This window comes from Cyanobium sp. WAJ14-Wanaka (genome assembly GCF_024345375.1).
In the GTDB taxonomy this organism is placed as follows: domain Bacteria; phylum Cyanobacteriota; class Cyanobacteriia; order PCC-6307; family Cyanobiaceae; genus Cyanobium_A.
On record NZ_JAGQAZ010000001.1, the window covers coordinates 1,132,542 to 1,158,016 of the forward strand.

Sequence of the window (25,475 nt, forward strand, 5' to 3'; positions counted from 1 at the left end):
GACTCCCAAGCCCCTAACGGGCCCGGGGATAGTCCCGCATTCGCTTCAAAGCGCACAAATATGGCCATTGCGCCGGTGGTTCTCGCCATCCTCGACGGCTGGGGGCACCGTTCAGGCGACGCCCACAACGCAATTCGGGCGGCCGCAACTCCGGTGATGGATGCCCTCTGGCATGCCTATCCCCACAGCTTGATCGAGGCCAGTGGTGCTGCGGTCGGACTGCCCGATCAGCAAATGGGCAATTCAGAGGTGGGTCACCTCACGATTGGCTCAGGACGCATCATTCGCCAAGAATTGGTTCGGATCAGCCAGGCCGTCCAGGACGGCAGCATTGCCAGCAATCCAGCCCTCAATGCCCTGGCGGACCAGCTGCTAATCAGCGGAGGCAGCCTGCACCTGATCGGGCTCTGCTCCGATGGCGGAGTGCATAGCCACGTTGACCATCTCGGCGGCCTGCTGCTTTGGGCTGCTGGGCGGGGCCTCAAGGATGTCTGCATCCACGTGATCACCGATGGCCGCGACACGGCTCCCAACAGTGCCGGTGAATTCATCAACCGGGTGCTGCAGCTGATCAAAGCGGCCGGCATAGGCAGGATCGCCACCCTCTGCGGTCGGTACTGGGCGATGGACCGCGACAACCGCTGGGAGCGCACCGAAAAGGCCTACCGGCTTTTGACCGCACCCGAGGCCGTAAGCGAGCTGGATCCCATAGCGGCCATAGAAGCCTCCTATGGCGAGGGCGTGGGCGATGAATTCCTGGAGCCGCTGCGGCTCAGTGACGACCTAATTGCCCCCGGCGATGGGCTGGTCTGTTTCAACTTCCGTCCAGACCGGGTACGCCAATTGATCCGTGCCCTGGTGCTTAAGGATTTCGAGGCATTCGAGCGCCCAGCCATCCCCGATTTGCAGGTGGTCACCTTCACCCAATATGAAAAGGGCCTGCCTGTTGCCGTCGCCTTCCCTCCCGAGTCGCTGGATGGACTGCTGGGCCAGGTGGTTTCGGAGGCGGGCCTGCGTCAATTCCGCACCGCCGAAACCGAGAAATATCCCCACGTGACCTACTTCATGAACGGAGGCATTGAGCAGGCCTTCCCCGGCGAAGACCGCCACCTGGTGCCCTCGCCGCGGGTTGCCACCTACGACCAAGCTCCCGCCATGTCGGCTGATCAACTCACCGACAGCTGCATCGCGGCCATTCAGAAGGGCATCTATTCGCTGGTGGTGATCAACTACGCCAACCCAGACATGGTCGGCCACACCGGCAAAATGGAGGCCGCTAAGGAAGCGATCACCACGGTCGACACCTGCGTGGGCCGCCTGATGGAAGCCACCAACCGCCTGGGTGGGACCATCTTGATCACCGCAGACCACGGCAATGCCGAAACCATGGAGGGCCCCGATGGCCGCCCCTGGACTGCCCACACCACCAATCCGGTGCCAGTGATCCTGGTGGAGGGTGAAAAACGCAAGTTGCCCGGCCATGGCACAAATGTGCAATTGCGCGATGGCGGCGGCCTGGCCGACATAGCCCCCACCCTGCTGGAAATTCTTGAACTGACCAAGCCCGCCATGATGAGTGGCCAATCCCTGGTAATTCCAGCCGGCGTTACCAGCGAACCGAGCCGCATTCCCCAGGCACTTGGCGTCTAGCAAGCCCTGGCCATCTAGCCTGGCCCCATTGCTCAGCAGCTAGTAGCCCAGATGATCAGCTCGGTTTTGTCCTGGGTATGGATTGGTAGCGGCGTGCTGCTGATTATCAGCGTGCTGCTGCACAGCCCCAAGGGCGATGGCATGGGCGGTCTGGCCTCTAGCGGCGGCTCAATGTTCACCAGTGCCCGCAGTGCCGAGGACACCCTCAACCGCATCAGCTGGACCCTGCTAGCCATCTTCCTGGGCCTGGCCGTGGTGCTCAGCGCCGGCTGGCTGAAATAGGCCTGGCTGAATAGGCCTGGCTGAAATAGGCCTGGTTGAAATAGGCCTCACTTACTGCATACAACTTCTCTAATTACTTCTGCATGAACCGCCGCGGACTATTGGCCAGCCTTAGTAGCGGCTTTGTCGCCCTCCTTGGCGGCGCCAAAGCGGCGGTGGCCGCCTCAAAAGCGGGCGATCCCGCCTGGCAACTCAGTGAAAGCCAATGGCGTAAGCGCCTTAGCCCGGAGGCCTTTGTGGTGCTGCGCCAGGAGGGCACCGAGCAACCCTTCAGCAGTGCCCTAAACAACGAAAAAAAGGCTGGCACCTTTGTCTGCGCAGGTTGCAAATTGCCCCTGTTCAGCTCCAAGGCCAAATACAACAGCGGCACCGGCTGGCCCAGCTTCTGGGAACCCCTTGCTGGCGGAGTGGTCACCAAGCTGGATTTCAAACTGCTTCTGCCCCGCAGTGAATACCACTGCCGTCGCTGCGGCGGCCACCAGGGCCACGTCTTTGATGACGGCCCCAAGCCAACGGGCAAGCGTTACTGCAACAACGGAGTGGCGCTGAACTTCATTGCCAGCTGAGGCTGGCAATGGCTGGGTTTAGCCCGTGAATTCGGTGTTATAAGCCTCCTCGCCGTGGGCCTGGATGTCCATGCCCTGGCGCTCTTCCTGGTCGCTCACCCGCAGCGGTATGGCCAGGGCAATCAACTTCAACACCACGTAGGTGCCCACCCCCACCCAGAGGGCCGTAAAGCCAGCGGCCTTCAGCTGAATCACCAGCAAGCCGGAGTTGCCCGCCAGCAGGCCATTGGCCCCGGCGGGATTGACCGATTGCAGGGCAAAGACACCAGTTAGCAGCATGCCCAGAAAGCCCGCCACCCCGTGGATGGGCAACACATCGAGGCTGTCATCCAAACCACTGCGATTTTTCCACTGCAGGGCATAGCTGCAAATCAAGGCCGCCATAAACCCGATCAACAACGCCCCGAGGGGGCTCACGAAACCAGCGGCCGGGGTAATCGCCACCAGGCCCGCCACCGCGCCCGTGGCAACCCCCACCGCCGTGGGCTTGCCCCGCTGGATCGTTTCAATCACCATCCAGCCCACCGCCGCCGCCGCCGCGGCGGTATTGGTGGTGAGACAGGCCAAAGACGCCAGGTTGCCGGCGATCAGGGCGCTGCCGCCGTTGAAGCCAAACCAGCCAAACCAGAGCAAACCCGCACCGAGAAGGATGAAGGGCACGTTGTGGGGCGGGGCGCCATGGCCCGGATAGGAGCGGCGCCTGCCGATCACAGTGGCCGCCACGGCAGCACCCACACCCGAGGCCATCTCAACCACCAGGCCACCGGCAAAATCCAGGGCGCCCAGGCCCTCCACCCCCAGGAAGCCCCCTGGACCCCAAACCATGTGGGCCAGGGGCAGATAGATAAAGGTGCTCCACAGCACAACAAAGGCCAGCCAGGCGCGGAAGTTCATCCGCTCCACCACCGCCCCGGAGATCAGGGCTGGCGTGATGATCGCAAAAGTGAGCTGGAAAAAGGCCACCGCCCCATGGCTGAGCTGGCCATCGCCATAGGCCACAGACCAGTTGCTAAGGCCCGCCCACTGCAGACCGCCAATAAATGGAGCCGAAGGACCAGAGCCAGGGGAGAAGGCCAGGCTGTAGCCATACAAAACCCACAGCACGCTGACCAGGGCCATGGCCGAGAAGCTCATCACCATCGTGTTGAGCACGTTGCGGCTGCGCACAAAACCGGCGTAAAAGAGCGCCAATGCCGGCGTCATCATCAACACCAGGGCCGCGCACAACAGCACAAAGCCGTTGTTGGCGCTTTGTAAGGCTTGCACTACGGGGGCGGGAGCGAAAGAACCAAGCTGCGGGGCCAAGGCGCAGCGTTTAGTAGCAGTCGCTACTAAAGCTCCAATTTCTGTTCAATTCGCTACCGAATAGGGGCTCCGGCGGGCGGGCATAAAAAAAGAGGACCCGCAGGTCCCCTTGATACGACTGAAGAATTGGAGATTGGGTGATCCGAAGACCACCCGCCCTGAGAGCAATCGCCCTGAGATCAATAGTCGAAGTCGCCGCCGCCCATGCCGCCGCCGGCGGGAGCAGAGTCCTTCTTATCGGGCATGTCGGCCACGATGCACTCGGTGGTGAGCACCATGCCGGCGATGGAGGCCGCGTTCTGGAGGCCAGAGCGGGTCACCTTGGCGGGGTCCACGATGCCGGCAGCCAGCATGTCGACATACTCACCGGTAGCTGCGTTGTAGCCCTCGTTGAAGGGCTTGTTCTTGACGTTCTCAGCCACCACAGCGCCATTTACACCAGCGTTCTGGGCAATGCGCATCAGGGGGGCGGTGAGGGAAGAAGCCACGATCGTGGCGCCGATCAGCTCTTCGCCGGAGAGGTTGGCCTTGGCCCACTCCTCGAGGGCGGGAGCCAGGTGGGCCAGGGTGGTGCCGCCACCAGGAACGATGCCTTCTTCAACAGCCGCCTTGGTGGCGTTGATGGCGTCTTCCAGGCGCAGCTTCTTGTCCTTCATCTCGGTTTCGGTGGCAGCACCCACCTTCACCACGGCGACGCCGCCACTCAACTTGGCCAGACGCTCCTGCAACTTCTCCTTGTCGTAGGAGGAGTCGGTTTCGTCCATCTGCTTGCGGATTTGCTCGCAGCGGGCCTTCACCGCAGCCTCGTTGCCTTCGGCCACGATGGTGGTGGTGTCCTTGTTGATGGTGATGCGACGGGCGGTACCCAGCATCTCCAGCTTGGCGTTCTCCAGCTTCAGACCGGCGTCTTCGGTGATCAGCTGACCGTTGGTGAGAACGGCGATGTCCTCGAGCATGGCCTTACGACGGTCGCCAAAACCAGGAGCCTTGACGGCCGCCACGTTCAGCACACCGCGCAGGCGATTCACCACCAAGGTGGCTAGGGCTTCCTTCTCGATGTCTTCGGCGATGATCAGCAGGGGCTTGCCGGTGCGGGCGATCTGCTCAAGAACGGGCACCAGGTCTTGCACCAGGCCGATCTTCTTGTCGGTAAGAAGGATGTAGGGCTCTTCGAGCACCGCTTCCATCCGCTCGGTGTCGGTGGCGAAGTAGGGCGAGATGTAGCCCTTGTCGAAACGCATGCCTTCGGTGACCTCCAGCTCGGTGGTCATCGACTTGCCCTCCTCGAGGGAGATCACGCCCTCCTTGCCCACCTTGTCCATGGCGTCGGCGATCATGCGGCCCACCTCTTCGTCGTTGCCGGCGGAGATGGTGCCCACCTGGGCAATGGCGGTGCTGTCGCTGATGGGCTTGGCGTGCTCCTCGATCTTTTTGACGAGGAATTCGGAAGCCTTGTCGATGCCCTTTTTAAGGGTGATCGCGTTGGCGCCGGCGGCCACGTTGCGCAGGCCAGCCTTGACCATGGCGTGGGCCAGGACGGTGGCGGTGGTAGTTCCGTCACCGGCGGCGTCGTTGGTCTTGCTGGCGGCCTGACGGATCAGGGCCACACCGGTGTTTTCGATGTGGTCTTCCAGTTCGATCTCTTTGGCGATGGTGACGCCGTCATTGATGATCTGGGGGGCGCCGAACTTCTTCTCGAGCACCACGTTGCGGCCCTTGGGGCCCAGGGTCACTGCAACGGCTTCGGCAAGGATGTCGATGCCTTTTTCGAGAGCCCGACGGGCTTGCTCGTTATAAATAATGCGCTTAGCCATGGAAGGCGATCTATCGAAAGGATGGGAAAAAGCTTGGTTTGATCAAACTCAGAAGAGCTTGATCAGTCAGTGCCTATCAGCTGAGCAAGTCAGTTGACGATGGCCAGGATGTCCTTCTCGGACAGCAGCACGAACTCATCGGAGCCGAGCTTGATGTCGGTGCCGGCGTACTTGGAATAGAGCACCTTGTCGCCCACGCCCACTTCAGGGGCTTGGCGGGAGCCATCGTCGTTGCGCTTGCCAGGACCAACCTGCACCACTTCGCCCACCTGGGGCTTTTCCTTGGCGGTGTCAGGAAGAAGGATGCCTCCGGCGGTTTTTTCTTCCGACTCGGAAACCTTGATGAAAACGCGGTCTCCGAGGGGCTTGACCGTGGAGACGCTGAGAGAAACAGCAGCCATGAATAAATTGCGGGAGCAACGGCATGACGTCTGAGACGCCACAGGGATACGGGCCAGGCAGCTTGCTGCAACGGATTGCAGCCAACTGGCACTCGAGCCCGCTGAGTGCCAACCCTATGGGGCCCTGGAGCCGCTGACCAGGCCGGTCCTGTGCGGTTGACCGAACCGCCCATGGGCGGCCAGGCGCGGTGATAAGGTCGTGCCGCTTCAGGCGGGATGGTCCCGCCGTGCGCTCCCTGCGTCTTACTTATTTATGGCTGCTGCTACCGCCACCGGCACCAAAGGCATCGTCCGGCAGGTCATTGGCCCCGTGCTCGACGTTGAATTTCCGGCCGGCAAGCTGCCCAAGATTTACAACGCGCTTCGGATTGAGGGTAAAAATTCTGCCGGTCAGAACGTTGCCCTGACTGCAGAAGTGCAGCAATTGCTCGGCGACCACCGCGTCCGCGCAGTGGCCATGAGCAGCACCGACGGCCTGGTTCGGGGCATGGAAGCCCTCGACACCGGCTCGCCCATTTGCGTTCCCGTGGGCGAGGCCACCCTGGGCCGCATCTTCAACGTGCTCGGCGAACCCGTAGACGAGCAGGGCCCGGTCAAAACCACTGAAACCGCCTCTATTCACCGTTCGGCACCAAGCCTTACCGAGCTTCAAACCAAACCCACGGTTTTCGAAACCGGCATCAAGGTGATCGACCTCCTGGCTCCCTACCGCCAGGGCGGCAAGGTGGGCCTATTCGGTGGTGCTGGCGTTGGCAAAACCGTGTTGATCCAGGAGCTGATCAACAACATCGCCAAGGAGCACGGCGGCGTGTCCGTGTTTGCTGGCGTGGGTGAGCGCACCCGTGAAGGCAACGACCTCTACGAAGAATTCAAGGAATCCGGCGTTATCAACTCCGAGGACCTCAGCAAGTCGAAGGTGGCCCTCTGCTACGGCCAGATGAACGAGCCCCCCGGCGCCCGGATGCGCGTGGGTCTCTCGGCCCTGACCATGGCTGAGCACTTCCGCGATGCCAACAAGCAGGACGTGCTGCTGTTTGTCGACAACATCTTCCGCTTTGTGCAAGCCGGTTCGGAAGTTTCGGCTCTGCTAGGCCGCATGCCCTCGGCCGTGGGCTACCAGCCCACCCTGGGTACCGACGTCGGCATGCTCCAGGAACGGATCACCTCCACCCTGGAGGGCTCCATCACCTCGATCCAGGCCGTCTATGTGCCTGCGGACGACCTAACTGACCCCGCCCCCGCCACCACCTTTGCCCACCTGGACGCCACCACCGTGCTGAGCCGCGGCCTGGCATCCAAGGGCATCTATCCCGCCGTGGATCCCCTGGACTCCACCAGCACCATGCTCCAGCCCGCCGTGGTGGGTGATGAGCACTACCGCACCGCCAGGGCCGTCCAGTCGACTCTGCAGCGCTACAAGGAGCTCCAGGACATCATCGCGATTCTTGGTCTCGACGAACTGTCGGAAGACGACCGTCGCACCGTGGATCGGGCCCGCAAGATCGAGAAGTTCCTCTCCCAGCCCTTCTTTGTGGCCGAGATCTTCACCGGTCAGAAAGGTGAGTACGTGAAGCTCGAAGAAACCATCAAGGGTTTCAACATGATTCTGGCCGGAGAACTCGACGACCTGCCCGAAGCAGCTTTCTATCTCGTTGGCAACATCGACCAGGTCAAGGCCAAGGCCGCCAAGATCCTGTCCGAAGCCAAGGGTTGATCTGAGGAACCCCACCCATGAGTCTCACCCTCCGCGTTCTGGCTCCTGACCAGAGCGTTTTCGATGGCAGCGCCGAAGAGGTAATCCTGCCTAGCACCACCGGCCAATTCGGGATCCTGCCCGGCCACGTGACCATGCTTGCCGCCCTCGACACCGGCGTAATGCGTCTGCGTGATGGCAACGGCTGGTCTTCGATTGCCTTGATGGGCGGTTTTGCCGAAGTGGAAGCAGACGAAGTCACCATCCTGGTGAATGCAGCCGAGCTGGGCAGCAATATCAATGCATCCGCTGCAGAGGCCGAGTTTGAGGCCGCCCAACTGGCAGTGGCAGGATTTGAGGGTCAGGCCAATAGCCCTGAAAAGCTGAAGGCTGGCCAAGCCCTAGCCAAGGCCAAGGCCCGCATGCAGGCCAGCAAGGAAAACTAAATTTCCTAGACAAGCTCCCATCCCCCAGATTTCAGCAGTGCTGGTTTCTGGGGGATTTTTTTTGGGGAAAAGTGGCATTAAAAAGCGCCCCCCGAGGGGAGCGCCGCATGATCGAAATGCCGAAACCACCAATCAGGCGGTCCCGCAGAAGGTCACGTCGGGGAACTTCAGCTTGGCCTCGTCCAGGTTCTTGCCCTTGCCCTCTTCCTGCCAATAGTTGATCACTTCGGTGGCCTTATTGAGGATCTCAACGCGCTCGTTGTCGGTGATCCAGCTCTTGGCCTCGAGCTCGGTCTTGAGGGTTTCCCAGGCGTCTTCCCTGGGCCAGAAGAAGTAGGAGGTGAGGGGGCTAGGGCCGCCACCCACGATCTGGTCGACAGCTAGGGCCACGTTGTCGGGAAGCCAGAGGATCTTCACCAGGAAGCGGCCTTCGTCGGGCTTGGGGGTGTAGCCGGAGGGCACCCCGTCTTCGTCGATAGTGGCGGTGGCCAGGGCAGCTGTGCCCCCACGCATCACGGGCCGACCCTGGGTAGTGGTGTCTTCTGCTACTACTGCTGCGGCGGCTGGGATAGCTGCTGCTGGGGCTTCGCCCACGGCAGCGCCAGGGACGCTCTCAGTGGCTGTCATGGGGTCGACGCTCAAGGCTACGCATCAAACGACTAACCTACCAGCCGCCAAGGCGCTACCCCCCATCTCCAGCGATGACGCTGCGCCTACTGCTCGATTCCGCCGACCCCAAAGCCTGGCGGCAATGGCTGCCCACCGGCCTGTTCCACGGAGTCACCACCAATCCCAGCCTGCTTAGGCGGGCTGGCCAAAGCTGCACCACGGCCAACCTGGCGGTTCTCAGTCGTCAGGCAGAGGAATTCGGTGCGCAGGAAATTCACCTCCAGGCCTGGGGAGCGAATCAGATCGCCATGGCCGAATGCGGCCAGGCCCTGGCGGCAATGGTGCCAGGAAAAATCCTGGTGAAGCTGCCCATCACAGCCCTGGGCGCGGCAGTGGCCCAACAACTGATCAGCCAAAACCGCATTCCGATCACCTTTACCGCCTGCTACGAGGCGCCCCAGGTTTTGCTGGCCGCCGCCCTCGGGGCCCATTACATCGCCCCCTACTTGGGTCGCATCAGTGATCAAGGCCGCGATGGCCATCGGGAGGTGATTGGCATGCAGCGCTGCCTGGATGGGCTGGGTTCATCGCTGCGCCTGTTGGTTGCCAGCCTCCGCCAGAAGGAGGATCTCAGCCGCCTGGCCGCAGAGGGGCTCACCACCTTCACGCTCAGCCCCGACCTTGCTGAGGCCCTATTCAGCTGCCAAGCCACCGAGGCGGCGGCGGCCCAGTTCGAGCAGGATGCAGCTGGTTGAACTCAGCGGCGGCATGACACCAAAGGCCATCGTGCTGTTCGACATCGATGGGGTAATTCGCGATGTGGCCGGCAGCTATCGGCGGGCCATCGTTGAAACGGTGCAGCACTACTGCCAGCAAAGGCCCGAGCCCGCCGCCATCGACAGCCTCAAGGGCGAGGGTTGCTGGAACAACGACTGGGAGGCATCCCTGGAGCTGCTGCGGCGCCTCGGCCACACGCCCCTGCCGGATTTAGGCAGCCTGGTGGAGGTGTTTGGTGGGTTTTATTTCGGCGGCGATCCCGAAGGTGATCCAAGCCTCTGGCAAGGCTTCATTGGCAGCGAGCCCCTGCTGGTGCAGCCCAGCTTTTTTGCTGAGCTCAGTGCCCTTGGTGTGGCCTGGGGTTTCGTCAGTGGCGCCGAACCACCCTCCTGCCGCTATGTGCTCGAAACCAGGCTGGGCCTGGTCAAGCCCCCCCTAATCGCCATGGGGGATGCCCCCGACAAACCCGATCCCACAGGCCTGCTGCACCTGGCGGCGGCCCTCGCGGGCAAGCCCCTCGGGCCCGGGGCTCCGGCGGTGGTTTACCTGGGGGACACCGTGGCGGATGTGCTCACGGTTCAGCGGGCCCGCAGCCAACAACCCAACCAACGCTTCATCAGCCTGGCGGTGGCACCGCCCCACCTCCATGGCAACCCGGAGGCCCGCAGGTCCTACGAGGCCCGCCTCCTGGCCGCCGGTGCCGACCAGGTGATCGCCAGCACCGAAGAGCTGCTGGGCAGCCTGGAGCAATTAGATGCCATCAGCAGGCGCTAGCTTGCTAGCAAAAGTGATTACACCCCATGGCTGCCATCAGCGTCCGAGGCCTTGGCGACGACCAGCTGCGCCAACTGAAAGACCAAGCCCACCATCAGGGCATCAGCCTTAATCGACTAGCCCTGAGCCGGCTGACCGGGGAGCAACACCCGGTGGACGGACTCCATCGTGATCTTGAAGACCTGGCTGGCACCTGGTCTGAGGAGGAAGGCAATGCCTTTAAGGCTGCCATCGCTCCGCTAGAGCAGGTGGATCTGGAGCTCTGGAGCTGAGGGCATGCGACCCATTTCCCTCGACACCAATGCCTACGTCAATTTCAAGCGAGGCTCAGCGCCATGCGTGGAAATAATCAATAGGGCAGAAAGACTTTTGATCAGCAGCACCGTGATTGGTGAATTGCTGGCGGGCTTTGCCTGTGGCAGCCAAGAAGCACGCAATCGGGAAGAACTAAGCCAATTTCTAGCTTCACCACGGGTAGGGCAATGCCCCTCCAGCCTTGCCACCGCAGACACCTATGCCCTGGTCTATCGGGATTTAAGGAGTAAGGGCAGACCGATCCCCACCAACGACATTTGGATCGCCGCCAGTGCCATGGAGATGGGCTCCATTCTTTGCAGCTTTGATGAGCATTTTCACCAGGTTGATGGCCTGCGAATCATCCGCAGCTGGGCTGAAGCCCTGCCCTGAACTCAACGCTCCATGGCGCTGGTGGTTTTGAGGGCGGCCGCCGTCAGGTTCTCGTGGCCGCGATCGGTTACGGCCACATCGTCTTCGATGCGGATACCTATCCCTTTCCAGCGCCCATCGATGGCCGGTTGCCCCTCGGGCACGGGCAGCCGGTCGCTTACGTACAAACCGGGCTCCACCGTGAGCACCATGCCGGCCTCGAGCTCCACGTGGTGTTCACCGAGTCGATAGGCCCCCACATCGTGCACATCCAGGCCCAACCAATGGCCCGTGCGGTGCATGTAGAGGTGCCTGTAGGCGCCCTGCTCAATCAGGCCATCCACATCCCCCACCAGTAGCCCCAGATCCACCAGCCCGGCCACCAACACCCGCAGGGCGGTCCCGTGCACGCCCTCGGCGGTAAAGCCCGGCGCCACCGAGGCCACCGCCGCCTCCTGGGCCGCCAGCACCAGCTCGTAGAGGGCCCGCTGCTCGGCGGAAAAACGTCCCCCCACCGGGAAGGTGCGGGTGATGTCGCCGTTGTAGTAGTCGCTGAGGCTGCAGCCGGCATCGATCAGCACTAGATCGCCGTCGCGCAGGGTGGAGCCATTGGCGGTGTAGTGGAGCACGCAGGCGTTGTCGCCGCCGGCCACAATCGAGCCATAGGCGGGGCCCCGGGCCCCCTGCTCGAGGAAGTGCTGCTCGATCACCGCCTGCACCTGGCGCTCACTGAGGCCTGGGCGGGTCACCTGCCGCGCCAACTCATGGGCCTCCGCGGAGATGCGGGCCGCCTCCCGCAGGCGCTCTAGCTCTTCCGGCCCCTTGCGCAGCCGCAGGCCATGTAATAGCGGACAAGGGGCCACCAACCCCAGGGCCGCCGAGCCGCTGCGGGGTGCCCGATCCAGCTGCTCACCCCAGGCCTGCAGCACGAGGGGCTCCACGGAGGGATGGCGGCCGACCCGAAAGGCAATCCCCTCGGCGCCCTTGAGATACTCCGCCAGGCGTTGGGGCAATTCAGCTAGGGGGTGGGCCATGTCGGCGCCAAATTCAGCCACCGCCCCCTGGCAGCCCCAGCGGAAACCATTCCAAACCTCGGCCGTGGGCTCCTTGGGCTCCACAAACAGCACGAAGCGGACATCGTCGCGATGGGGCAAAAACAGGGCCACCGCGCCCGGCTCATCAAAACCAGTCAGGTACCAAAAGTCGCTGTTTTGGCGGAATGGATACTCGCAATCGGCGTGATGCACGACCATCGGTGCTGCCGGTATCACCGCTGCAGCACCGCCCAATTCCGCGAAAAATCGGCTGCGGCGCTGGGCGAAAATTGTCATCAAATGGCGCCCGAAAGGGCAACGGTTCGATGCCAGTTTGGTTCAACCCCAACTGCAGTTGTTGGCAGAGCCGATTAAATGGGGTCCAGAGGCCAATTCCCGTGCTCCAACCCCTCCCTGAATGAACGACATCGTTGGCCTAGCGGTGCTGGTGGTGGTGGTGATCGCAGGTTCTGCCCTGGCCTCTGGCATTGAGGCGGCAGTGCTGACCGTGAATCCGGCGAGGGTCCATGAATTGGCGAACCGCCCCCATCCGGTGCGGGGGGCTAGGCGGCTGGCCCAACTGCGCCAGCGCCTGGGTCGCACCCTGGCCGTACTTGTGATCGCCAACAACGGCTTCAACATTTTTGGCAGCCTGATGCTGGGCGGCCTGGCGGCGGTGGTGTTCCACAGGCACGACTTCCCTGAGGTGGCCCTGCCGCTGTTTTCAGTGGGCCTGACGGTGCTGGTGATCCTGCTAGGTGAAATCCTGCCCAAATCGATGGGCAGCCGTTTTGCCATGCCGGTGGCCCTCGCCAGTGCCCCTGCCCTGCACCTGCTCAGTCAGCTGAATCTGCCCCTGGTACTGATTCTCGAGCGCCTACTGCCTGCGATTACGGCCGAAAACGAAATCAGCACCGACGAGGACGAGATCCGCCTACTGGCCAAGCTGGGCTCCCAAAAGGGACAAATCGAAGCCGATGAGGCGGCGATGATTGCCAAGGTGTTCCAGCTAAACGACCTCACCGCCAGGGATTTGATGGTGCCGAGGGTGGCCGCGCCAAGCCTGAGCGGCAACGCCACCCTGGAGCAGCTGCGCTCCGAACTGTTGGCCAACAACTCCGAATGGTGGGTGGTGCTTGGCGAAGAAGTAGACGAAGTACTAAGTGTGGCCAGCCGGGAAGCCCTGCTCACCGCCCTCTTGAAAGGCAACGACCATCTGACCGCTGCGGCCCTCGGTGAGCCGGTGGAATTTGTGCCGGAAATGATTCGAGCCGACCGGCTGCTCACCGGCTTCCGCCGCAACAGCACTGGCGTTCGGGTGGTGGTAGATGAATTTGGTGGATTTGTGGGTGTGATCGGCGCCGAGGCTGTTTTGGCCGTACTGGCGGGTTGGTGGCGCCGGCCCCAATTTGCGGGCGAGGGCCAGGGCCCATGAGGCATGCCCCACCCCCTTCAGCTCCCTCCACCCCCGAGCGCTGTCGCCTGGGCCTGGAGCAGTGGCGCGGCCAGCTGCAACTAAGCGGCCGGGAAAATTCGGTGCTGGCAGGAGAGCTGGCAGCAGTAGATCGCCAACTCGAACGTCTGCAGCAGAAGCGGCTCAAGCTGGCTGTTTTTGGGCGGGTCGGAGTGGGCAAATCGAGCCTGCTCAATGCCCTGCTGGGCCATGGGGCCTTCGCCACGGATGTGGCCCATGGCTGCACCCGCCACCAGGCGAGCGAGCCCTGGGATCAGCCAATCCCAGGGCTAGAGCAGGTGGAGCTGGTCGACACCCCCGGCATTGATGAAATTGCCGCCGCCGGCCGGGCGCGCCTGGCCGCCCGGGTGGCCCTAGGTGCCGACCTGGTGCTGTTGGTGCTTGACGGCGACCTCAACCGGGTGGAACTAGAAGCCCTCGATGTGCTTTTAGCTAGCGGCAAACCGCTGCTGCTGGCCCTTAACCGCTGCGATTGCTGGCCAGAAGCAGAAAGGGACCAATTGATCGCCAGCATCCGCCGGCGCCTGCCGATCCAGGCCCGCCAGCTGGAACTAATTCCTGTGGCAGCAGCACCGCGACGGGCCCAGCTCCTCGCCGATGGCAGGGTGCGCAGCGAGGCCAGCTCCCCCCAGATGGGTCCGCTGCGCCAATCCCTAATCGGTCTGCTGAGCCGGCACGGCAGCCTGCTGCTGGCCATCAATGCCCTCCGGGCCGCCGATCGGCTCGAGCAGCAGCGTCAACACTGGCGCCTTAGCCACAGTCGCCAGGCGGCCCAGAGCCTGATTGGCCGTTATGCAGCCCTAAAGGCCACCGGCGTGGCCGCCAATCCCTTCGTGTTGCTTGATCTGGCAGCGGGCATGGCCTGCGACACAGCCCTGGTCCTGCAGCTTTGCCAGCTCTATGGCCTGAAGATGCAGACCAGCGGTGCCAGGCAATTACTAACCCGCCTTTCCGGCCACAGCGCCCTGCTGGGGGGCGCCCAACTGGGCATCCAATTGGTATTGGGCCTGATCCGCCAACTGCTATTGATGGCCGCCCCCCTGACCGGAGGCTTAAGCCTGGCCCCAGCTGCCCCGGTGGCGATGGCCCAGGCCGCCCTGGCCGTGCACACCACCCGCCTAACCGGCCGGCTGGCCGCAGCTGAATTGCTCAAGGGTGCCGAGCGGGGAGGCCGGCCAGGGGCCCTGCTGCGCAGACTCGCCCTAAGCGATCCTGCCGTGGGGGCCTGGCTCAGCACCTGGCAGGTGAATCCAGGCGACGGCGTTGGCCCGCAGCAGGCCCGCATGCACCTGCTGGCCCTGCTGCCCTGAGCTGCCTGCAGTGAATCAAGTCGCCCTATTTGGCACCAGCGCCGATCCCCCCACCTACGGCCACCAGGCCCTGCTGGAGGGACTCCTCGCCACCTATCCAGTGGTGGCCACTTGGGCTAGCGACAACCCCCTCAAGGCCCACGGGGCACCCTTGGCCCAAAGGGCCGCCCTACTGGCTGTTCTGGTCGATTCGATTGGCAATCCCCGCCTGCAGATGGTCCAGGAGTTGAGTAGTCCTTGGGCGATCGAAACCCTGCAGAGGGCCCGGCAACGCTGGCCCCAGGCCGGGCTGGTTTTTGTGGTGGGCAGCGATCTGGCCGGCCAAATCCCCCGCTGGAAACAGGCCAGCGCACTGCTGCAGGGCTGCCGCCTGGCCATTGCACCCCGGGCCGGCTGGCCGTTCACTTGTGAGCAGCGCCAAGCCCTCGAGGCCATCGGCGGCCAGGTGATCGAGCTAGCCCTCACCATTCCCGCCACCGCCAGCTCCCGGGTTCGCCAGCAGCACGATCCCAGCCAAATTCCGCCCGCCCTCCAACCCACCCTGTTGCAGCACAATCTCTATGGCCTGCAGGGGCAGGCAGGTTTAGAGCAGGAAGATTTCGAGCAGCCCTAATGCGATTTGCCCTGGCCCAAATCAATCCATTGGTGGGCGACCTGACGGGCAATGGGGCGCGAATTTTGGCCGCCTGCCAAGAGGCGGCAACAGCAGGCGCCGACCTGGTAGTGACGCCCGAGCTGTCTCTTTGGGGCTACCCGCCCCGGGACCTGCTGCTGCGCCGCTCTCTGCAGCTGCAACAGCAAATAGTTTTGGATGGGCTCAGCGGTCAGCTGGCGGCAACCTGCCCCGACCTGGCAGTGCTGGTGGGCGTTGCCGAACCGATCGAGGCGGCTGAACTGCCCAACCTCTACAACTCGATTGCCCTGGTCGAGGCAGGGCAATGGCGGATCGTGGCCCGCAAGCGCCTGCTGCCCACCTACGACGTTTTCGACGAACAGCGCTATTTCCGGCCCGGCCAGGAGGAGGCGGTTTTAGAGCTCCAGCGGGCCGGCCACAGCTGGCGCCTGGGCCTGACCATCTGCGAAGACCTCTGGGTGGAGGAAGAACTACAGGGCCACCGGCTGGTGGGGCCCGATCCCATTGCCGCCATGCGGCCCCACAAAATCGACCTCCTGCTCAATCTCTCGGCCTCACCCTTTGGCCAGGCCAAGGCTTCACTGCGCCACCAGCTGGCGGCCCGGGCCGCCCAGGGCCTCGGTTGCCCAGTGGTCTACGTGAACCAGGTGGGTGGCAACGACGAATTGGTATTCGATGGCGCCAGCTTCGTGGTGGACGCCCAAGGTGCGTTGGTGGCCCAGCTGGCCTGCTGCCGAGAGCAGGTGGGTATTTGGGATTGCCCCTCCTATTCAGCAACGCCGCCCCTACCAGCAGCCCCTGAGCAGCTGTTTCGGGCCCTGGTGCTCGGTGTTCACGACTACGCCCACAAATGCGGCTTCCGCCAGGCCCTGCTGGGCCTCAGTGGCGGGATTGATTCGGCCCTAGTGGCGGTGATTGCGGCGGCTGCATTAGGGGGAGAGCAGGTCCAGGCCCTGCTGATGCCTTCCCCCTACAGCTCGCGGGGCTCCCTGGTGGATGCCCAAGAGCTTGCAGGGCGCCTGGGGATCCATACCTCCGAGGTGGCAATTGAAGCCTTGATGGATTGCTTTGATAGCAGCCTGGCCAAGCCATTGGCCGGCCCGCCCGCCGGGATCACCGCCGAAAACCTGCAATCACGGATCCGCGGCACCCTGCTGATGGCCGTGGCAAACCAGCAGGGCCAGTTGCTGCTTTCCACCGGCAATAAATCCGAGCTTGCCGTTGGCTACTGCACCCTCTACGGCGACATGAACGGTGGCCTGGCCGTAATTGGCGATCTCTACAAAACCAGTGTTTTTGAGCTTTGCGATTGGCTAGATGGCCCGGCCTCCGCCAGCTGCAGAAAAGATTTAGGCCTAGCGGCCAATGGTGAATTAATTGGTGCGGCCATTCGCACCAAGCCCCCCAGCGCCGAACTCAGGCCCGAGCAACTTGATAGCGATTCGCTCCCGGATTACGCGGTCCTAGATCCGCTGCTGAAAGCCATGGTTGAGGAACTGTGCAGCCCAGAGGAACTAATCGCTGCGGGGGCGCCCCCCGAGCTGGCCCAGAGGGTGGGGCAGTTGATGGCCAGGGCCGAATTCAAACGCCGCCAAGCCGCCCCCCTCCTCAAGGTGAGTGGTCGGGCATTTGGCAGTGGCTGGCGGATGCCGATCGCTGCTCGCTAACGCAAGGGCCTGCCCAGGGACCCGGGCCAAATGCCTTCCCGCAATGCCAACAGCAGGCCCGCAGCTTCGCCATAGCTACTGGCCTCCAGGGCCTCCAAGCCAAGGGCGGCAGCGCCCACATCGAGCACGCAGGGGTTGTGAACCGCAATTAGGGGCACACCCCGCTCGGCGCAGGCCAGCACCGCCTCTCCCCCCAGGGCTCCAGCCGGCGCCACGACCGCACCAAGCTGCTGGGGGAAAATTGCTGCCCCCAAAGCCAAGTGGCGGCCGCCAGCTGGATGACCCAGCCCTGAGTGACCATGCGCTGAGTGATCCAGCGGCGCCAACTCCACCAGGTTGGGGGCCCTACTCAAGCCCACCAAAACACAGGCCAAAAAGGTGTAACCCAGCTCTTCCCCGGCGGCCCGGGGATCTAGATCTGGATCCAAGGGCAGGGGGTTCAGGGCTGGGGCATGGGCGCAGGGCAAGCCCAAATGGGCACTCAACAGGTGACTAATCACCGCCTCCGCCCCCGCCAAACCATCCACTCCGCTCCCCTGGCGATAGGCGGCCAGGGCCTCCCCATGGGGATCCTCCGGGAAGCGGGCCACCACGGCGATTGCCGTTGCCCCGGCGGCCCTTAGCCGCTCACCAGCTCTTAGCAACTCATGCGGCCGGCCCAGGCTTCCCCAGCTAGCACCACTGGCGCCATGGCTAAGGCTCACCTCCAGCGGGGCTTCAGTGATAACAACCGGGCCAATCTCGAGGCCCAAAGTCGCCCGGCAGGCATCGGCAACCTGCAGGTGGCGCTGGCGTAGCTCGGTTTCGATTCCCGCATCAAGCAACAGGCCAATCCGCTGGCGCCTAACCGGCTCCAGGGCCAGCTCGCCCCGCGCGAAGCGATTCAGGGCAGAGCCCTCCACGTAGTGGATGCGGGGATCACTCCAATAGAGCGAGGCCCCGTTCATCACATTGGGATGGGTGATTAGGCAACCACTTGCAGCAGCCAGCAGCCGTGCCGCCGGCAATCCATCGCCGGCATAACCGCCTAGCTCGCAGCCAATCCCGGTGGGAATAACCAGCAGGGTGGGCAGGGGTGCCCCGGGTCCGGCGACCGTGGTCACGGCGAATCGGCCAGGCAGAAGACGGCCTCCAGCACCAGTTCCCGGCCCCAGCTGGCAGCCTCGGGCCCAGTAATCTCGGCCGGCGACACAGAAGTAATGGCCCAACGCAGGGGCTTGCCTTCGACCGTTGCCAAGGCGGCCTCGATTTGGGGCAGCAGCGGACCTTCCTGGCGGACCAACCGCAGCTGCCGCGGCTCAAGCCTCACTTTTGATACTTGCCGAATTGCGCCTCGTAGAGCGCATCCTCCTGGCCGGCCTTGAGCTGGAGATCGGAGCGGGGCAACGAAACACATAACAGGGCAAAGCCCTGCTCCTGCAGCTCTTTCTTCACACCCATTGCATCGGGTTGATGCACCTGACCCTGGCTAATCAGGGCCGCACAGGTGGTGCAAACCCCGGAGCAGCAGGAGCTCGGCAGCGGTACCCCCGCCGCTTCTGCCGCCGCCAACACGGTTTGATCGCTACGGCAGGAAAAGCTATGGCTGCTGCCATCTAGCTCAGCCACGACCCTGAAATCCTGGACCTGGTTCGAGATTTGGCCTTCGCCCGAAATTTCGGCTGTGCTGGAAAAACTGGATTCGGTCACGGGGAGGGGGTTAAAGGCAGGCAGCTCTGGCTCCAATTCTCTCAGGTTGCAAGGGCTAGGCCTGCTGCCACTGGCTTGGGTGGGGCGCCAAATACTCCGGTGGGGCCTGGCCATCGCCAACGGGAGGAGCCGTTAGGACCAGATCCAGGCTGATCGAAAAACGGGTGTCATCTGGGTCTTGATTGGCCAGCACCGCGTGATCGAGGCCTGAAGGGAAGAGCAGCAGCAGGCCCGCCCGGGGCGCCACATCAACCCAAGGGGTAGTCCAGGGAGCTGCATTTGGAGATGGATGTGAAGCAGTTAGGGCAGGGAGCGGGCCCCCATGGCCCACGGCCATGCCGGGCACCAATTCATTCAGCTGGCGCTGGGGGAAAAGGCGCAGACAACCCTGACGGCCCGAGCCATCCCCACTGAGGTAATAGACCGCGCTCAGGTGGGCATTGGGGTGGTGATGTCGACCAACCACCTGGCCATAGCCACTGACCACGGGCCAACAGCGCTGGATATGGATTGCCAGCTGGCCCAGGTCAAAACCCAGTTCCTGGAGATAGCTGCGCCCATGGGCCAGCAGCTGGTCAACCAGGCCTGAAAAAACCGGATGGCGCTGCAACTGCCAAACACCATTTAGGTCGCCAGTCCAGGCGCAACCGGGATCGGGGTTAGAGCTCGCATCGCCCTGCAGTTGGGAAATCGCCCGTAGCTGCAGGGCTATCTCGATCGGATCAGGAGCCAACTGCACCCGTCCAAGGGCGACGGGGAACAGGGGCTCAATCGCCAAAGCCCTAGGCCATGGCAGCCGCGCCACCAACCACTTCCAGGATCTCCTGGGTAATGGCAGCCTGGCGGGCCTTGTTGTAGTCGAGGGTGAGGGTCTTGGCGAGGGCCTTAGCGTTATCGCTGGCGTTATTCATCGCCGTCATCCGGCTGGCCAACTCGGAGGCGGCAGCTTCCTGCAGGGAGCGCAGCAACTGGTTTTCCAGATACAGCGGCAAAAGGGCATTCAGCAGTTGATCAGGGCTCTGATCAAACACGATGTCGGATGGGAGCTTGGCCTCCACGTTGGCAGCACTGCCCACCTCAACCCCCAACTTGCCCTCGCGGGTGGTGAGACGGAAGATCTCATCTTCAGGAGTGGCAATCCCCTGGGGATCTAGGGGCAACAGGGTTTGCAGCACGGGCTTGGAACTCACCAAGTTGATGAACTTGGTAAAGATGATTTCCACCCGATCAGTTGAACCAGAAAGGAACTGGGCCAACACTTCATTGGCAATACCCATCGCCTCACTGGCATTGGGGACCTGCTCCAAGCCAGTAAAAGTGGCGCGAATTTTATAGAGTTTGGCGCGGTTCTGGAAATAGGTGATCGCCTTGCGGCCAATCAGTACCAGATCCACCGCGTAACCCTGGCCCTTGAGCTCTGCGTAGCGCTGCTCGGTGCGTTTGATGATGTTGGCGTTGTAGCCACCACAGAGGCCCCGGTCGCCGGTTACGGACAGAAGGGTGATCGTGGCAACCTCACGTTGCTCCAGCAAAGGAGCTTCCGCATCTTCAAAACGCATCCGTGACTGGAGGTTCTCCAGCACGCGCGCCAGGCGATCGGCAAAGGGCCGGCTGCGGAGCACCTGCTCCTGGGCGCGGCGCACCTTGGCGGCTGCGACCAGGCGCATGGCCTCAGTGATCTTGCGGGTGTTCTTGACCGAACCAATTCGGTCGCGGATGTCCTTAAGGTTTGCCATCGGTTATGCCCCTCCTCAAACGGAGGCGAGCATGGTCGACTTCACCTCGTTGATGGCATCCTTGAGCATGGCCTCAGCTTCGTCGCTGAGTTGCTTCTCGGTTTGCACCTTGGAGATGAAATCGGCCTTGTTGCTCTTGAGGTAGTCGCGCAGTTCGCGGCAGAAATCAACCACGGAATCCACGGGAACTTCGTCGATCAGACCCTTAACGCCGGCATACACAACGGCAACCTGCTCGGCCAGGATCAGGGGGCTGAACTGGGGCTGCTTGAGGATTTCGCGCAGGCGCTTGCCCCGGCCCAGCTGCTGCTGGGTGGCGGCATCGAGATCGGAGGCGAACTGGGAGAAGGCCGCCAGCTCGTCGAATTGGGCCAGCTCCAGCTTCAGGGTGCCCGCAATCTTCTTGATCGCCTTGGTCTGGGCGGCACCACCCACCCGGCTCACGGAGATACCCACGTTGATGGCGGGACGCAGGCCGGAGTTGAACAAGTCGGAGCTGAGGAACACCTGGCCGTCGGTGATCGAGATCACGTTGGTGGGGATGTAGGCAGACACGTCGCCCGCCTGGGTTTCGATGATGGGCAGGGCAGTCATCGAACCCTTGCCCATGGCATCGGAAAGCTTGGCTGCCCGCTCCAGGAGACGGCTGTGGCAATAGAAAACGTCGCCGGGGTAGGCCTCACGGCCGGGGGGACGGCGCAGCAACAGGGACATCTGGCGATAGGCCTGGGCCTGCTTGGTGAGGTCGTCGTAGATCACCAGGGTGGCCTTGCCCTTGTACATAAACGATTCGGCCAGGGCCGCGCCGGTGTAAGGAGCCAGGTACTGGAGGGCTGCCGACTCGGAAGCACTTGCTGCCACCACGATGGTGTAGTCAAGGGCGCCCTTTTCCCGCAGCACTTCGACCACGTTTGCAACTGAGGCGGCCTTCTGGCCAACCGCCACGTAGACGCAGACCACGTCCTCACCCTTCTGGTTGATGATCGTGTCGATCGCAATGGCGGTTTTGCCGGTCTGGCGGTCGCCAATGATCAATTCCCGTTGGCCACGGCCGATGGGGATCATCGCGTCGATGGCGGTGATGCCCGTTTGCATGGGCTCATGCACCGACTTGCGCTGGATGATGCCAGGCGCCATCGATTCGATCAGGCGGCTCTCGGTGGTGGCAACGTCGCCCTTGCCGTCAATCGGCTGGCCAAGGGAGTTAACAACGCGACCGAGCATCGCGTCGCCCACTGGAACGGAAGCGATCTTGCCGGTGGCATTGACCGTACTGCCTTCCTGGATCCCCCGACCCTCTCCCATCAGCACCACGCCGACGTTGTCGTCTTCGAGGTTGAGGGCGATGCCTTCAGTGCCGTCTTCAAACTGCACCAGCTCGCCGGCCATCACCTGCTGCAGGCCGTAGACGCGGGCGATGCCGTCGCCAATTTGCAGCACGGTTCCGACATTGCTGACCGAAACCGACTTGTCGTAGTCCTCAATTTGCTGCTTGAGGATGGCGCTGATCTCGTCGGGGCGGATGGAAACCATGGGAGGAAGTCCCCGCTAGGGGAGCTGATTAAGGGGGAAGGCGTTGAACGGGGAAGGAGGGAAGGGGTGGCTAGCTCACCTTGGCCAGCGCCAGTCCAAGGCGGCGCACCTGGCCAGAGAGGCTGGCATCGATCACCTGGGAGCCCATGCTGACGATGAAGCCGCCAATCAGGCTGGGATCGACCACGAGGTCGAACTCCACAGCCTTGGTGCCAGCAATCAACTGAACTTTTTTGTTGAGCTGCTCCTTTTGCTCTTCAGAGAGCTCAGTAGCAGAGGTGACCTTGGCAAGGGTGATGTTGCGAAGGTCCCGATAGAGCTCCAGGAAGCGCCTCAACACCGCATCCAGCACTGAAATGCGCTGGCGATCGGCCAGCAGCTTCAGCAGGTTCTGGAAAGAGGGGGTGAGCTGGTCATCAAAAAGCTTGGCCAAGGCCATCTTTTTTGACTCCGGCTCCAGCACCGGCGAAGCCAGGGCTTGACGCAGCTCGGGACTGCTGTTCCAGACAGCCAAAAGGCCCTTGGCCTGTTCGGCAACGATGTCTGTTTCCTTGCGGGATTCGGCCACCTGCAGCAAGGCTTCTGCGTAGGGGGTGGCAATGCTGTTAAGGAGAGGCATCAGGCTTTCCCCAGGGTTTTTATGGACTGCTCAATCAGGCGGACCTGGGTGGCCCCATCGAGCTTGCCGGGCAGGGCCGCCAGGGCGAGCTCAATGGCTTTATTGGCGGCTTCGCGGCGCAGCTGGTCGGTGACCCGGGCGGCCTCAGCACTGAGGTCGGCCATGGCCCCCTGCTTGACCCGGGCCATCTCCTCGATGGTGCGCTTCTCACTCTCCAGGCGGAGAGCTGCGGCACGGGCGTGGCCATCGGCGCGAATTTGCTCAGCCTTTTGCTGGGCTGCTGCCAGGTCCTGCTGGGCCTGGGCGAGGGAAGTTCCGGCGTTCGTCAGACGCTCTTCCGCATCCTTCAGATCAGCAAGAATGGCGTTGCGGCGGCGCTCAAGAATGCCGCCAAGGAATCCCGGCAGAAATTTCCAGAGGCCAAAGATGACGATGGCCAGGTTGATGATGTTGGTCTCAAACACGTTGAGATTGAGACCAAAACCGCCGTGGGTCGCCAGCAGGGTGGGGAAAAGAATGGTCATGAGGTAGCCAGCAAGCGGGAGACAATCAGGTCGCCGAGCTTGGCGGAGTCGGTTGTCAGCTGGGCCATCGCTTGATCGCGCTGGGCATCGATCTCACGGCGGGCTTGCTCGCGGGAGGCGTTGGCATCGGCGGTGGCCGCAGCCAGGGCATCGCGGTAGAGGCTATCCATCTCCTGCTCTGCCTCCTGAATCAACTTTTGGGACTGCTGACGCGCGTCCTTGAGTTGTTCCTTGAGGTCAGCCTCCAAGCGCTCAGCCTGGGCCAGCTTTTGCTTGGCTTCGGCGCGGCTTGTGGTGATAAAGCTTTCGCGCTCTTCCACGGCCCGTCCAACGGGGCGGAAAAACAGCGAATTTAGGATCAGGGTGAGGAGCACCACCTGAACTGCCATCAAGGGCAGGGTGGCATCGAGGTCGAATAGACCTCCCTCCGGTGCACCTGCTTCGGCGAGCAGAAGCCAGCTGGACATTGGGGCGAAGGCGCTGGAACGGGCGGGCAAATCGGTTGTGGTGGGAACAGGTGAGGCAGGGACTCAAGCCCCTGCCTTCCGACCACTCACAACTCGATCAATCAGGCGAAGGGGTTGGCGAACAGCAGCACCAGTGCGACCACTAGGCCGTAAATGGTGAGTGCTTCCATGAAGGCCAGGGACAGCAGCAGGGTGCCGCGGATCTTGCCTTCGGCTTCGGGCTGACGGGCAATGCCTTCAACGGCGCCGCCAGCTGCGGTGCCCTGACCGATGCCGGGGCCGATGGCACCGAGGCCGACAGCCAGGCCAGCGGCAACAACAGACGCAGCGGAAGTAAGGGAATCCATGGTGGAGTGGGTGATGGTTGGCGCAAAACAGCGCTTAGGGGACCGGGAAATAAACCCTGCGCCTGGGACATTCCCGGAGGAATGGGCCCGGGGTGCAACCGGACCTGCGCGCAGGAGATTTAGCAGAGCGCGGGGACCGCTCCGCCGAGACGAAGGGGTCCTAGTGGTGTTCTTCGTGCACCGCTTCGCCGATGTAATAGGCGGCGAGGGTGGCAAAAATCAGGGCCTGAATGGCACTGGTGAACAGCCCGAGGAACATCGCTGGCAGGGGCACAAGTAGGGGCACAAGAAATGCCAGCACTGCCACCACCAGCTCGTCAGCCAGGATGTTTCCGAATAGACGGAAAGAGAGCGAGAGGGGCTTGGTGAAGTCCTCGACGATCTTGAAAGGGAGCATGATCGGAGTCGGTTCCACGTAGTACTCGAAGTACCGCAGACCCTTACGGCTCAAGCCCGCATAGAAGTAAGCCAGGGAAACCAACAGCGCCAGGGCAATGGTGGTGTTGATGTCGGCCGTGGGAGCACCCAGCTCACCGCTGGGCAGATGGATCAACTTCCAGGGCACCAGGGCGCCGCCCCAGTTGCTCACAAATATGAACAGGAACAGGGTGCCAATGAAGGGCATCCAATCTCGGTAAGCCTTTTCGCCAATCTGCTCCCGCGACAAATCACGGATGTAGTCCCAGAGAAACTCGAGCAGGTTTTGGGCTCCGCGGGGATCGCGCTCCAACTTGCGGGTGCCTACCACCACCAAGGCCAGAAGGGCCCCAATTACCACCCAGGAACTAATAAAGACCTGTCCGTGGATTTTGAGGTTGCCAAGCTGCCAATAGAGGTGTTTACCAACCTCCAGTTCGGCAAAGGGAAGGATGAGAGGCATGGGAGCCGGGAAAGGGAATTAGGCGTCGGAGATTTTCTGATCGAAAACCTTCTGATCAAAAACTGCCTGAAGAATCACTGCCGGTTTGTAGAGAAGAAAGCCCAACAGGGCCGGCAGGATCGAGATTTGGGGGACCTTGGCGCCCAGCAGCACTAGGGCCGCAGGCACCAGTAACTGGGCCTTACTGATCCGGCGGGAGTTTTCCCCCAGCCGACTCACACTGCGGCTGAGCAGCCACAGATAAAGGACTCCAGCGGACGCACCAATCAGCAGGCTTAGGGCCGTGATCGGGCTAAAAACGATGGCAGTGAAGATCACGGCCACTGCGGAAAGCAGCAGGGTGAACAGCAGTAGTCGTCGTTGAAGCCTATAAAAATCATCCATGCCATTGCTGGGATCGGCCGAGGCACGATCTGCAGCTGGATCTGGAAAATCCGGCGAAACCGGCAAGGGCAAGGCGTCAGTGGTCCCGATTCCTAGCTCCTGATCCCCGGGGGGATTGGCTGCCGGCAAAGCGGCATCCGCAGGGCAGGGGAGGGAAACCGACAAACGTCATTACCCCTGAAAAGGCGGGCGGA

General features: G+C 62.6%; 30 protein-coding genes. 13 read left to right on the forward strand and 17 right to left on the reverse strand.

Going from position 1 to position 25,475, the window contains the following annotated elements:
• Nucleotides 1-60: 60 nt before the first annotated feature.
• The 3 genes from gpmI to msrB all read left to right on the forward strand — a co-directional run bounded on the left by gpmI (nucleotide 61) and on the right by msrB (nucleotide 2,498).
• Nucleotides 61-1,650 (forward strand): 2,3-bisphosphoglycerate-independent phosphoglycerate mutase, encoded by a 1,590-nt coding sequence (gpmI, locus tag KBY49_RS06375; protein ID WP_254933880.1) that lies wholly within the window; start codon nucleotides 61-63, stop codon nucleotides 1,648-1,650.
• A 51-nt stretch (nucleotides 1,651-1,701) separates the two neighbouring features.
• Complete coding sequence (gene secG, locus KBY49_RS06380) at nucleotides 1,702-1,932, forward strand: preprotein translocase subunit SecG (protein WP_254933881.1); 231 nt, start codon at nucleotides 1,702-1,704, stop codon at nucleotides 1,930-1,932.
• An 83-nt stretch (nucleotides 1,933-2,015) separates the two neighbouring features.
• Nucleotides 2,016-2,498 carry a peptide-methionine (R)-S-oxide reductase MsrB gene (msrB, locus tag KBY49_RS06385; RefSeq protein ID WP_254933882.1) on the forward strand — a complete coding sequence of 161 codons (483 nt, stop codon included), beginning with the start codon at nucleotides 2,016-2,018 and terminating at the stop codon, nucleotides 2,496-2,498.
• 18 nt (nucleotides 2,499-2,516) lie between these two features.
• Here the strand turns inward: msrB and KBY49_RS06390 are convergent, their stop codons facing one another.
• The 3 genes from KBY49_RS06390 to groES form a co-directional block, all read right to left on the reverse strand.
• Nucleotides 2,517-3,764 (reverse strand): ammonium transporter, encoded by a 1,248-nt coding sequence (locus tag KBY49_RS06390; RefSeq protein ID WP_254933883.1) that lies wholly within the window; start codon nucleotides 3,762-3,764, stop codon nucleotides 2,517-2,519.
• Nucleotides 3,765-3,982: 218 nt separating this feature from the next.
• Entirely contained in the window at nucleotides 3,983-5,617 is a 1,635-nt protein-coding gene (gene groL, locus KBY49_RS06395) for a chaperonin GroEL (RefSeq protein ID WP_254933884.1), read from the reverse strand.
• A gap of 89 nt (nucleotides 5,618-5,706) precedes the next feature.
• Entirely contained in the window at nucleotides 5,707-6,018 is a 312-nt protein-coding gene (gene groES / locus KBY49_RS06400; protein WP_254933885.1) for a co-chaperone GroES, read from the reverse strand.
• Nucleotides 6,019-6,271: 253 nt separating this feature from the next.
• Between groES and atpD the strand changes: the two genes are divergently transcribed.
• Both atpD and atpC read left to right on the forward strand, forming a co-directional pair.
• Entirely contained in the window at nucleotides 6,272-7,732 is a 1,461-nt protein-coding gene (gene atpD / locus KBY49_RS06405) for a F0F1 ATP synthase subunit beta (protein ID WP_254933886.1), read from the forward strand.
• 17 nt (nucleotides 7,733-7,749) lie between these two features.
• Nucleotides 7,750-8,157, forward strand: coding sequence for an ATP synthase F1 subunit epsilon (atpC, locus tag KBY49_RS06410; RefSeq protein WP_254933887.1), 408 nt, complete (start codon nucleotides 7,750-7,752; stop codon nucleotides 8,155-8,157).
• A 132-nt stretch (nucleotides 8,158-8,289) separates the two neighbouring features.
• On the opposite strand, the gene KBY49_RS06415 is transcribed toward atpC, so the two are convergent.
• Nucleotides 8,290-8,784, reverse strand: coding sequence for a 30S ribosomal protein PSRP-3 (locus KBY49_RS06415; protein WP_254933888.1), 495 nt, complete (start codon nucleotides 8,782-8,784; stop codon nucleotides 8,290-8,292).
• 74 nt (nucleotides 8,785-8,858) lie between these two features.
• Between KBY49_RS06415 and KBY49_RS06420 the strand changes: the two genes are divergently transcribed.
• Genes KBY49_RS06420 through KBY49_RS06435 form a run of 4 tightly spaced genes read left to right on the forward strand, consistent with a single transcriptional unit; the run spans nucleotide 8,859 to nucleotide 11,004 of the window.
• Complete coding sequence (locus tag KBY49_RS06420) at nucleotides 8,859-9,521, forward strand: transaldolase family protein (protein WP_254933889.1); 663 nt, start codon at nucleotides 8,859-8,861, stop codon at nucleotides 9,519-9,521.
• Between the two features lie 13 nt (nucleotides 9,522-9,534).
• Nucleotides 9,535-10,317 carry a TIGR01548 family HAD-type hydrolase gene (locus tag KBY49_RS06425; RefSeq protein ID WP_254934052.1) on the forward strand — a complete coding sequence of 261 codons (783 nt, stop codon included), beginning with the start codon at nucleotides 9,535-9,537 and terminating at the stop codon, nucleotides 10,315-10,317.
• Nucleotides 10,318-10,343: 26 nt separating this feature from the next.
• A complete protein-coding gene (locus KBY49_RS06430) occupies nucleotides 10,344-10,589 on the forward strand; it encodes a hypothetical protein (protein ID WP_254933890.1) in 246 nt (81 codons plus the stop codon).
• Between the two features lie 4 nt (nucleotides 10,590-10,593).
• Nucleotides 10,594-11,004: a type II toxin-antitoxin system VapC family toxin gene (locus tag KBY49_RS06435; RefSeq protein WP_254933891.1), complete on the forward strand. Its 411-nt coding sequence runs from the start codon at nucleotides 10,594-10,596 to the stop codon at nucleotides 11,002-11,004.
• A gap of 2 nt (nucleotides 11,005-11,006) precedes the next feature.
• Here the strand turns inward: KBY49_RS06435 and KBY49_RS06440 are convergent, their stop codons facing one another.
• The gene (locus KBY49_RS06440; RefSeq protein ID WP_254933892.1) at nucleotides 11,007-12,314 is read right to left on the reverse strand and encodes an aminopeptidase P N-terminal domain-containing protein; all 1,308 of its coding nucleotides are present in this window, start codon (nucleotides 12,312-12,314) and stop codon (nucleotides 11,007-11,009) included.
• Nucleotides 12,315-12,435: 121 nt separating this feature from the next.
• Between KBY49_RS06440 and KBY49_RS06445 the strand changes: the two genes are divergently transcribed.
• From KBY49_RS06445 to KBY49_RS06460, 4 genes are read left to right on the forward strand one after another with little or no spacing between them, the layout of a single operon-like run.
• Nucleotides 12,436-13,452, forward strand: a complete 1,017-nt coding sequence (locus KBY49_RS06445) for a CNNM domain-containing protein (protein WP_254933893.1) — start codon at nucleotides 12,436-12,438, stop codon at nucleotides 13,450-13,452.
• Nucleotides 13,449-14,801, forward strand: coding sequence for a GTP-binding protein (locus tag KBY49_RS06450; protein ID WP_254933894.1), 1,353 nt, complete (start codon nucleotides 13,449-13,451; stop codon nucleotides 14,799-14,801). Before KBY49_RS06445 ends, KBY49_RS06450 begins: the two co-directional genes overlap by 4 nt.
• Before the next feature lies 1 nt (nucleotide 14,802).
• Entirely contained in the window at nucleotides 14,803-15,414 is a 612-nt protein-coding gene (locus KBY49_RS06455; RefSeq protein ID WP_261346362.1) for a nicotinate-nucleotide adenylyltransferase, read from the forward strand.
• Complete coding sequence (locus tag KBY49_RS06460) at nucleotides 15,414-17,102, forward strand: NAD+ synthase (RefSeq protein WP_254933896.1); 1,689 nt, start codon at nucleotides 15,414-15,416, stop codon at nucleotides 17,100-17,102. Before KBY49_RS06455 ends, KBY49_RS06460 begins: the two co-directional genes overlap by 1 nt.
• Here the strand turns inward: KBY49_RS06460 and KBY49_RS06465 are convergent.
• The 12 genes from KBY49_RS06465 to KBY49_RS06520 all read right to left on the reverse strand — a co-directional run bounded on the left by KBY49_RS06465 (nucleotide 17,099) and on the right by KBY49_RS06520 (nucleotide 25,446).
• The gene (locus tag KBY49_RS06465; protein WP_254933897.1) at nucleotides 17,099-18,205 is read right to left on the reverse strand and encodes a DUF3326 domain-containing protein; all 1,107 of its coding nucleotides are present in this window, start codon (nucleotides 18,203-18,205) and stop codon (nucleotides 17,099-17,101) included. The two genes, KBY49_RS06460 and KBY49_RS06465, sit on opposite strands and share 4 nt — an antisense overlap.
• Nucleotides 18,202-18,411 carry a hypothetical protein gene (locus tag KBY49_RS06470; RefSeq protein WP_254933898.1) on the reverse strand — a complete coding sequence of 70 codons (210 nt, stop codon included), beginning with the start codon at nucleotides 18,409-18,411 and terminating at the stop codon, nucleotides 18,202-18,204. Before KBY49_RS06470 ends, KBY49_RS06465 begins: the two co-directional genes overlap by 4 nt.
• Entirely contained in the window at nucleotides 18,408-18,740 is a 333-nt protein-coding gene (locus KBY49_RS06475) for a 2Fe-2S iron-sulfur cluster binding domain-containing protein (RefSeq protein ID WP_315857006.1), read from the reverse strand. The genes KBY49_RS06470 and KBY49_RS06475 overlap by 4 nt, the downstream gene beginning before the upstream one ends.
• A gap of 106 nt (nucleotides 18,741-18,846) precedes the next feature.
• Nucleotides 18,847-19,569, reverse strand: coding sequence for a putative 2OG-Fe(II) oxygenase (locus KBY49_RS06480; protein WP_254933899.1), 723 nt, complete (start codon nucleotides 19,567-19,569; stop codon nucleotides 18,847-18,849).
• A 4-nt stretch (nucleotides 19,570-19,573) separates the two neighbouring features.
• The gene (locus KBY49_RS06485) at nucleotides 19,574-20,527 is read right to left on the reverse strand and encodes a F0F1 ATP synthase subunit gamma (RefSeq protein ID WP_254933900.1); all 954 of its coding nucleotides are present in this window, start codon (nucleotides 20,525-20,527) and stop codon (nucleotides 19,574-19,576) included.
• 15 nt (nucleotides 20,528-20,542) lie between these two features.
• Nucleotides 20,543-22,060 carry a F0F1 ATP synthase subunit alpha gene (atpA, locus tag KBY49_RS06490; RefSeq protein ID WP_254933901.1) on the reverse strand — a complete coding sequence of 506 codons (1,518 nt, stop codon included), beginning with the start codon at nucleotides 22,058-22,060 and terminating at the stop codon, nucleotides 20,543-20,545.
• A 70-nt stretch (nucleotides 22,061-22,130) separates the two neighbouring features.
• The gene (atpH, locus tag KBY49_RS06495) at nucleotides 22,131-22,679 is read right to left on the reverse strand and encodes an ATP synthase F1 subunit delta (RefSeq protein ID WP_254933902.1); all 549 of its coding nucleotides are present in this window, start codon (nucleotides 22,677-22,679) and stop codon (nucleotides 22,131-22,133) included.
• A complete protein-coding gene (locus KBY49_RS06500; RefSeq protein WP_254933903.1) occupies nucleotides 22,679-23,203 on the reverse strand; it encodes a F0F1 ATP synthase subunit B in 525 nt (174 codons plus the stop codon). The genes atpH and KBY49_RS06500 overlap by 1 nt, the downstream gene beginning before the upstream one ends.
• Nucleotides 23,200-23,670: a F0F1 ATP synthase subunit B' gene (locus KBY49_RS06505; protein WP_254933904.1), complete on the reverse strand. Its 471-nt coding sequence runs from the start codon at nucleotides 23,668-23,670 to the stop codon at nucleotides 23,200-23,202. Before KBY49_RS06505 ends, KBY49_RS06500 begins: the two co-directional genes overlap by 4 nt.
• A 101-nt stretch (nucleotides 23,671-23,771) precedes the next feature.
• A complete protein-coding gene (gene atpE / locus KBY49_RS06510; RefSeq protein ID WP_254933905.1) occupies nucleotides 23,772-24,017 on the reverse strand; it encodes an ATP synthase F0 subunit C in 246 nt (81 codons plus the stop codon).
• A 160-nt stretch (nucleotides 24,018-24,177) separates the two neighbouring features.
• Nucleotides 24,178-24,897 carry a F0F1 ATP synthase subunit A gene (atpB, locus tag KBY49_RS06515; protein ID WP_254933906.1) on the reverse strand — a complete coding sequence of 240 codons (720 nt, stop codon included), beginning with the start codon at nucleotides 24,895-24,897 and terminating at the stop codon, nucleotides 24,178-24,180.
• A gap of 18 nt (nucleotides 24,898-24,915) precedes the next feature.
• On the reverse strand, nucleotides 24,916-25,446 hold the full coding sequence (locus KBY49_RS06520; protein ID WP_254933907.1) for an ATP synthase: 531 nt from the start codon (nucleotides 25,444-25,446) through the stop codon (nucleotides 24,916-24,918).
• Between the last annotated feature and the right edge of the window lie 29 nt (nucleotides 25,447-25,475).

What these genes read in the sequence shown, in the direction of transcription:
- atpD (WP_254933886.1), top strand. Translation starts at nt 6,272, where the DNA reads ATGGCTGCTGCTACCGCCACCGGCACCAAAGGCATCGTCCGGCAGGTC.
- KBY49_RS06450 (WP_254933894.1), top strand. Translation starts at nt 13,449, where the DNA reads ATGAGGCATGCCCCACCCCCTTCAGCTCCCTCCACCCCCGAGCGCTGT.
- groL (WP_254933884.1), bottom strand. Translation starts at nt 5,617, where the DNA reads ATGGCTAAGCGCATTATTTATAACGAGCAAGCCCGTCGGGCTCTCGAA.
- atpH (WP_254933902.1), bottom strand. Translation starts at nt 22,679, where the DNA reads ATGCCTCTCCTTAACAGCATTGCCACCCCCTACGCAGAAGCCTTGCTG.
- KBY49_RS06505 (WP_254933904.1), bottom strand. Translation starts at nt 23,670, where the DNA reads ATGTCCAGCTGGCTTCTGCTCGCCGAAGCAGGTGCACCGGAGGGAGGT.
- atpE (WP_254933905.1), bottom strand. Translation starts at nt 24,017, where the DNA reads ATGGATTCCCTTACTTCCGCTGCGTCTGTTGTTGCCGCTGGCCTGGCT.
- KBY49_RS06420 (WP_254933889.1), top strand. Translation starts at nt 8,859, where the DNA reads ATGACGCTGCGCCTACTGCTCGATTCCGCCGACCCCAAAGCCTGGCGG.
- KBY49_RS06425 (WP_254934052.1), top strand. Translation starts at nt 9,535, where the DNA reads ATGACACCAAAGGCCATCGTGCTGTTCGACATCGATGGGGTAATTCGC.
- KBY49_RS06440 (WP_254933892.1), bottom strand. Translation starts at nt 12,314, where the DNA reads ATGACAATTTTCGCCCAGCGCCGCAGCCGATTTTTCGCGGAATTGGGC.
- gpmI (WP_254933880.1), top strand. Translation starts at nt 61, where the DNA reads ATGGCCATTGCGCCGGTGGTTCTCGCCATCCTCGACGGCTGGGGGCAC.
- KBY49_RS06430 (WP_254933890.1), top strand. Translation starts at nt 10,344, where the DNA reads ATGGCTGCCATCAGCGTCCGAGGCCTTGGCGACGACCAGCTGCGCCAA.
- atpB (WP_254933906.1), bottom strand. Translation starts at nt 24,897, where the DNA reads ATGCCTCTCATCCTTCCCTTTGCCGAACTGGAGGTTGGTAAACACCTC.
- KBY49_RS06435 (WP_254933891.1), top strand. Translation starts at nt 10,594, where the DNA reads ATGCGACCCATTTCCCTCGACACCAATGCCTACGTCAATTTCAAGCGA.
- KBY49_RS06500 (WP_254933903.1), bottom strand. Translation starts at nt 23,203, where the DNA reads ATGACCATTCTTTTCCCCACCCTGCTGGCGACCCACGGCGGTTTTGGT.
- atpC (WP_254933887.1), top strand. Translation starts at nt 7,750, where the DNA reads ATGAGTCTCACCCTCCGCGTTCTGGCTCCTGACCAGAGCGTTTTCGAT.
- groES (WP_254933885.1), bottom strand. Translation starts at nt 6,018, where the DNA reads ATGGCTGCTGTTTCTCTCAGCGTCTCCACGGTCAAGCCCCTCGGAGAC.
- KBY49_RS06415 (WP_254933888.1), bottom strand. Translation starts at nt 8,784, where the DNA reads ATGACAGCCACTGAGAGCGTCCCTGGCGCTGCCGTGGGCGAAGCCCCA.
- KBY49_RS06485 (WP_254933900.1), bottom strand. Translation starts at nt 20,527, where the DNA reads ATGGCAAACCTTAAGGACATCCGCGACCGAATTGGTTCGGTCAAGAAC.
- KBY49_RS06445 (WP_254933893.1), top strand. Translation starts at nt 12,436, where the DNA reads ATGAACGACATCGTTGGCCTAGCGGTGCTGGTGGTGGTGGTGATCGCA.
- KBY49_RS06460 (WP_254933896.1), top strand. Translation starts at nt 15,414, where the DNA reads ATGCGATTTGCCCTGGCCCAAATCAATCCATTGGTGGGCGACCTGACG.
- atpA (WP_254933901.1), bottom strand. Translation starts at nt 22,060, where the DNA reads ATGGTTTCCATCCGCCCCGACGAGATCAGCGCCATCCTCAAGCAGCAA.
- msrB (WP_254933882.1), top strand. Translation starts at nt 2,016, where the DNA reads ATGAACCGCCGCGGACTATTGGCCAGCCTTAGTAGCGGCTTTGTCGCC.
- secG (WP_254933881.1), top strand. Translation starts at nt 1,702, where the DNA reads ATGATCAGCTCGGTTTTGTCCTGGGTATGGATTGGTAGCGGCGTGCTG.